4 protein-coding genes are annotated in these 6,000 nt (G+C 71.7%); 2 read left to right on the top strand and 2 right to left on the bottom strand.

The window, feature by feature from the left end; genetic code table 11:
* Window positions 1–558 precede the first annotated feature (558 nt).
* Window positions 559–1,008 carry a PTS sugar transporter subunit IIA gene (locus tag ACZ6MA_RS32215; RefSeq protein ID WP_469438263.1) on the top strand — a complete coding sequence of 150 codons (450 nt, stop codon included), beginning with the start codon at window positions 559–561 and terminating at the stop codon, window positions 1,006–1,008.
* An 87-nt stretch (window positions 1,009–1,095) separates the two neighbouring features.
* A complete protein-coding gene (gene ptsP / locus ACZ6MA_RS32210) occupies window positions 1,096–2,766 on the top strand; it encodes a phosphoenolpyruvate--protein phosphotransferase (protein WP_469438261.1) in 1,671 nt (556 codons plus the stop codon).
* A gap of 102 nt (window positions 2,767–2,868) precedes the next feature.
* On the opposite strand, the gene ACZ6MA_RS32205 is transcribed toward ptsP, so the two are convergent.
* Together ACZ6MA_RS32205 and ACZ6MA_RS32200 are read right to left on the bottom strand one after the other, a co-directional pair.
* Window positions 2,869–3,801, bottom strand: a complete 933-nt coding sequence (locus tag ACZ6MA_RS32205; protein WP_469438260.1) for a hypothetical protein — start codon at window positions 3,799–3,801, stop codon at window positions 2,869–2,871.
* Between the two features lie 119 nt (window positions 3,802–3,920).
* A complete protein-coding gene (locus ACZ6MA_RS32200; RefSeq protein WP_469438268.1) occupies window positions 3,921–5,933 on the bottom strand; it encodes an acetoacetate--CoA ligase in 2,013 nt (670 codons plus the stop codon).
* Between the last annotated feature and the right edge of the window lie 67 nt (window positions 5,934–6,000).

Here is a 6,000-nt window from a genome sequence, read left to right as displayed (position 1 = left end):
CTGGCGTTGACTTTTGGCACGCTGTTGAGTTCTCAAGGAACGGACGCTTCCTTTGTACTCACCCTCTCGGGCTTTCCTCCGGGCGCTTCCCTTCGTGTTCCACCACTCTATCAGGAGTTTTTCCGCTCCCTTACCGCTCGTTTTCCGCAGCCATAAAGACATACGGGCACACAGCAGCAGATCCGGGAAGGATCATAATCCGATAGGTGCCGCCCCCGCCTTGCCGACAGTTGACTGTGGGCCTCGGTGGTGGGCAGGGATACGACAGTACAGGTCTCGCCTGGGCGAGGCAAATCGATTTGGGAGCGTCGTCAAGACCGCCACTCGGAGGGCCTCTCCCCCGGTCCGCGCCAACTGCCGAATCCCGCCCCGGCTGTCACGCCGACGGCTCCCTCACCGCTCTACTGCGCACGCGCGCGCGTGCCCTCGCGCGACCTCCGCCAGGTGGGCTCACGTGTGCGGAATCCTCAGTTCCTATGACTTACGCTTCTGATCAGCGCGCCGCCCAGGACAGGTAGTGGCGGCGCGTATTGAATCTCCACCCCTGGGAGGCTTCCCATGACCACCGTGACGTCCCCGATCGCCGGACGCGCCATCGGACTCGCGGCTGTGCCCGACCCCGTCTTCTCCGGCCAGATGGTGGGCCCCGGTACCGCCATCGACCCCGTGCGCGAGCCCTCGACGGCCGTCTCGCCGGTCGCCGGTGTCATCGTCTCGCTGCACCCGCACGCGTTCGTCGTCGTCGACGCCGAAGGGCACGGCGTGCTGACGCACCTCGGCATCGACACCGTGCAGCTCAACGGCGAGGGCTTCGAGCTGCTCGTGAACAAGGGCGACACCGTGACGCGCGGCCAGGACATCATCCGCTGGAACCCCGAAGCGGTCGAGGCGGCCGGCAAGTCGCCGGTCTGCCCGATCGTCGCCCTCGAAGCCACCGCCGACGCGCTGGGCGACGTCCGCGAGGACGGCGACCTCAAGGCCGGCGACCCTCTGTTCTCCTGGCAGTGATCGCAGCGACCTTCAGCCGTCTCTGACGGCACGTACGACATTCACCGCGGCGGGCGGAACCCGCCGCATCAACCGGAGACGGGTGAAATGGAGACAACGCTGCGAGGCGTCGGCGTGAGCCACGGTGTGGCGATCGGCGAGGTGCGGCACATGGGCACGGCGGTTCTGGAACCGCCGGCCAAGCAGATTCCGACGGACGAGGCGCCGCGTGAACAGGGGCGCGCCCGCCAGGCCGTCGAGGCTGTCGCCGCCGACCTCATCGCGCGCGGCAACCTGGCCGGCGGCGAGGCCCAGCACGTGCTGGAGGCCCAGGCCATGATGGCTCAGGACCCCGAGCTGATGGCGGACGTGGACCGGCGCATCACCGTCGGCAGCACCGCCGAGCGTGCGGTGTACGACGCCTTCGCCGCCTACCGGGCACTGCTGGCCAACGCCGGTGAGTACCTGGCCGGCCGGGTGGCCGACCTCGACGACGTGCGCAACCGCATCGTCGCGCGCCTGCTGGGCGTGCCGATGCCGGGTGTGCCGGACAGCGACGAGCCGTACGTGCTGATCGCCCGGGACCTCGCGCCCGCCGACACGGCGCTGCTCGACCCGACGCTGGTGCTCGGCTTCGTGACCGAGGAGGGCGGGCCGACCAGCCACAGCGCCATCCTGGCGCGGGCGCTCGGGGTGCCCGCGGTCGTGGCGCTGCCGGGGGCCGGTGAGCTTGCCGAAGGCACGGTGGTGGCCGTGGACGGCAGCACGGGTGACGTCTTCGTCGACCCCAGCCCGGAGAAGCGCGAGGAGCTGACCAAGGCCGCGGAGGAGCGGAAGGCGGCGCTGTCCGCTTCGTCCGGTCCGGGCGCGACGTCCGACGGTCACAAGGTGCCGCTGCTCGCCAATGTCGGCGGTCCGGCCGATGTGCCGGCCGCGGTCGAGGCGGGTGCGGAGGGCGTCGGGCTGTTCCGTACCGAGTTCCTCTTCCTGGACGACAGTCAGAAGGCGCCGTCGGAGGCCAAGCAGGTCGAGGCGTACCGCAAGGTGCTGGAGGCGTTCCCCGAGGGCCGCGTGGTCGTGCGCGTGCTCGACGCGGGTGCGGACAAGCCGCTGGACTTCCTGACGCCCGCCGACGAGCCGAACCCGGCACTGGGCGTGCGGGGTCTGCGGACCCTGCTCGACCACCCGGACGTGCTGCGTACGCAGCTCACCGCGCTGGCCAAGGCCGCCGCGGGGCTGCCGGTCTACCTCGAGGTCATGGCCCCGATGGTGGCGGACCGGACCGACGCGAAGGCGTTCGCCGACGCGTGCCGTGAGGCGGGGCTGAACGCCAAGTTCGGTGCGATGGTGGAGATTCCGTCCGCGGCGCTGCGGGCGCGTTCGATCCTGCAGGAGGTCGAGTTCCTGTCGCTGGGGACGAACGACCTGGCGCAGTACACGTTCGCGGCCGACCGTCAGGTCGGTGCGGTGTCGCGGCTGCAGGACCCGTGGCAGCCGGCGCTGCTCGACCTGGTCGCCGCCTCGGCGGAGGCCGCCAAGGCCGAGGGCAAGAGCTGTGGTGTGTGCGGTGAGGCCGCGGCCGATCCGCTGCTCGCCTGTGTGCTGACCGGTCTGGGCGTGACGAGCCTGTCCATGGGTGCCGCGTCGATTCCGTATGTGCGCGCGACCCTGGCCAAGCACACGCTCGCGCAGTGTGAGCGGGCCGCCGCCGCGGCCCGTGCCACCGACAGTGCCGAGGAGGCCCGTGTGGCCGCGCAGGCGGTGCTGTCCGGCGAGTGAGCCGGTGCCGTCGGCGGTGGTCGGCGCGCGAGTGGTATCGCGAGTGATACGAGGGGTGTCCCACCGAGCCGGTGGGGCACCCCTCGTGCGTCAGGTCGTGCGTCAGGCTCCCTTCTCGGGTGTCCCCTGGTCCTCTGAGTCGTCGAGGGGGAGGCCGGCGCGGTAGGCCACGCCGGGCTCGGGCGGTACGGGTTCGCCGGTGTCGGCGTCGGTGCAGTAGGCGTCGAAGACCTCGGCTTCGCTGAGGGGCCGCAGTCTGCCGTCGCGCAGCCCCCAGCCGCGCACGGTGTCGGGGGTGTCGGGGGTGGTGGTGCGCAGGACGACGCCGCCGGGGCGGCCGGTGGCGATTCCGGCGGCCAGCACGGTGCAGAAGATCAGCGCCGCGGCCTCCCCGAGCCGCAGTGTGCCGTCGGGGTGGCTCTCGGTGTGGAGCACGGCGACGAGTGGGACGCCGCCTTCGGCGGGGATGCTGCACACGAGGTGGTGGGTGCCGGGGCCCACGGCCTCGACGAGTCGGCGCAGGAGCTGTGATGCCCTGGTGAAGGCGGCTCTTCCGGTGTCCTCGCCGCAGGTCGCGCAGTCGCCGCCGCGGGCCAGCAGGGCCGTGGCGTACTCCCAGGTGACCTGTTGCGCGGCCTCGTCGATGAGTTGGGGCAGGAGCCTGCCGATGGGCTGGCCCTCGTAGGTCACTTTGCTGCCCGCCGCCGCGACTTCGGCCGTGTAGCGGGTGCGGCTGGCCGGGGTGTCGGGGTCGAGGTGGGTGTCCGAGCAGAATTCCTCGAAGCCGGCGGGGTCGAAGAGGGTGACGCTCGTGTGCGTGCCCTCGGCGGCGAGGGTCCGCAGCAGGCCCTCCATCTGCCGTAAGTACGTCGCGTGGTCGTCGAAGGTGAACGACGCGTACTGCCTCATGGCGGCGAAGTCCCGCTCGTCGGCCAGCACGGCCACGGTGCTGGGGACCTCGCACCGGAGGCCGCGTCGTGTGCCCCGTCGCCTGCGGGCCGCCGGTCGTTTCCTGCCGTCGTTGCTGTGCGCCATGAACTCCCCCTCAGCGCGCGTGATCGATACTCACTCACAGTAAGCGGGGGCACTGACAATCGATCTCGGCGTGGGGGTACGGGCCGCCGGCGCGGTGGCCGACGGCCCGTGGGCGCCGGTCAGCCGGTGGCGCGGGTGCGGGCCAGGTCCGCGTAGAAGCGCAGGAGGTCGATGTTGTCGACGGAGCCGGGATTGACGGCCTTCTCCAGCGGGGTGCCCTGGAGGAGGCGCTTCACGGGGACCTCGATGCGCTTGCCGGTGAGGGTGTGCGGGATGCCCGGGACCTCGATGACCTCGTCGGGGACGTGGCGCGGGGAGAGCTGCTCGCGGATGGTGCGCTTGATGCGGGTGAGCAGTTCGTCGTTCAGGGTGGCGCCGGGGGCGAGGTGCACGAAGAGCGGCATCCAGTAACCGCCGTCGGGCTGTTCGGCGCCGATGACGAGGGATTCGCGGATCTCGGGGAGCCGTTCGACGGCCTCGTAGATGTCGGCGGATCCCATCCGGACGCCCTGGCGGTTGAGGGTGGAGTCGGAGCGGCCGTGGATGACGACGCTGCCGCGCGAGGTCAGGGTGATCCAGTCGCCGTGCCGCCAGGCGCCGGGGAACATCTCGAAGTAGCTCTCGCGGTAGCGCGTGCCGTCGGGGTCGTTCCAGAAGCGGATGGGCATGGACGGCATGGGGGCCGCGACGATCAGCTCGCCCACCTCGTCGACGACGGGCTTGCCGTGGGCGTCCCAGGCCTGGAGGTCCGTGCCGAGGCAGGGGGCCTGGAGTTCACCGATGTGCACGGGGAGGGTGGGGACGGCTCCGGCGAAGCAGCTGCAGACGTCGGTGCCGCCGCTGACGGAGGCGATCCACAGGTCGGCGGCGACCTCGTCGTGGAGCCAGCGGAAGCCGTCGGGCGGCAGGGGCGAGCCGGTGGTGGCGACGCACTTGACGCGGGAGAGGTCGAAGTCGCGGCCGGGGTGGACGTCGGCTTTGCGGCAGGCCATCACGTAAGCGGCGGAGGTGCCGAAGAGCGTGGCACCGGTGCGTTCGGCGATGCGCCACTGGGCGCCGGTGTCGGGGTGGCCGGGGCTGCCGTCGTAGAGGACGACGGTGGAGCCCACCAGGAGGCCGGAGACGAGGAAGTTCCACATCATCCAGCCGGTGGAGGTGTACCAGAAGAAGCGGTCCTGCGGGCCGAGGTCACAGTGCAGGGCGAGCTGCTTGAGGTGTTCGAGGAGGATGCCGCCCTGGGACTGGACGATGGCCTTGGGCAGGCCGGTGGTGCCGGAGGAGTAGAGGACCCACAGCGGGTGGTCGAAGGGGACCTGTTCGAAGACGGGTGCCACGTCCGCCGAGACGAGGGCGTCCCAGTCGAGGGTTCCCTCGGGGGCCGCCGTGCCCAGCAGCGGGATGTGGACGACCGCGCGCACGGTGGGCAGCTGGGCGCGCAGCTCGGTGACGACGTCGGTGCGCTCGTGGCGCTTGCCGCCGTAGTGGTAGCCGTCGACGGTGAAGAGGACGACGGGCTCGACCTGCTGGAAGCGGTCCAGGACGCTGCGGGCGCCGAAGTCGGGGGCGCAGGAGGTCCACACGCCGCCGACGGCGGCGGTGGCGAGCAGGGCGACGACGGCGTGCGGGATGTTGGGCAGGTAGCCGCTGATCCGGTCGCCGGGGCGGACGCCGAGGCGGCGCAGTTCGGCCGCGAGGGAGCCGACCTGGCGGCGCAGTTCGGCCCAGCTGACGGGGATCGGCTCATGGGTCTCGTCGACGTGCAGGAGCGCCGGCTGCTGGGCGCGGTCGGGGTCCTCGGCGGCGCGCAGGGCGTGTTCGGCGTAGTTGAGGGTGGCGCCGGGGAACCAGGTCGCGCCCGGCATGCCCGCATCGGCCAGCACCCGTTCGTACGGGCTGGTGAAGCGGACGTCGCACCACTGGGCCACCGCTTGCCAGAAGCGCTCCAGCTCGTCCACCGACCAGCGGTGCAGGGCGGCGTAGCTCGCGGCGGGGTCGCCGGGGACGGTGGCGGGGGCGCCGTGGTGCTCCGCGGCCCAGGTCTGGAAGCGGGAGACCTGCGCGCGGGCGACTCGGTCCTCACCGGGGCGCCACAGGGGCTCCGGCTGGGTGGCGGGCTGCGGTGCGGTGGTCATGGTCGGCTCCCGGCTGTACGCGTCGTGGGCGTCGTCGCGCGCACCGGCGGGGTATGCGCGTGACGCG

The organism is Streptomyces sp. NPDC042259 (assembly GCF_055582085.1).
The sequence above is the reverse complement of the archived record's forward strand: the minus strand, read 5'-3'. Positions and strand labels throughout refer to the sequence as shown.

Excerpts from the sequence above, each read along its gene's own strand:
- ACZ6MA_RS32215 (WP_469438263.1), top strand. The coding sequence starts at position 559 with ATGACCACCGTGACGTCCCCGATCGCCGGACGCGCCATCGGACTCGCG.
- ptsP (WP_469438261.1), top strand. The coding sequence starts at position 1,096 with ATGGAGACAACGCTGCGAGGCGTCGGCGTGAGCCACGGTGTGGCGATC.
- ACZ6MA_RS32205 (WP_469438260.1), bottom strand. The coding sequence starts at position 3,801 with ATGGCGCACAGCAACGACGGCAGGAAACGACCGGCGGCCCGCAGGCGA.
- ACZ6MA_RS32200 (WP_469438268.1), bottom strand. The coding sequence starts at position 5,933 with ATGACCACCGCACCGCAGCCCGCCACCCAGCCGGAGCCCCTGTGGCGC.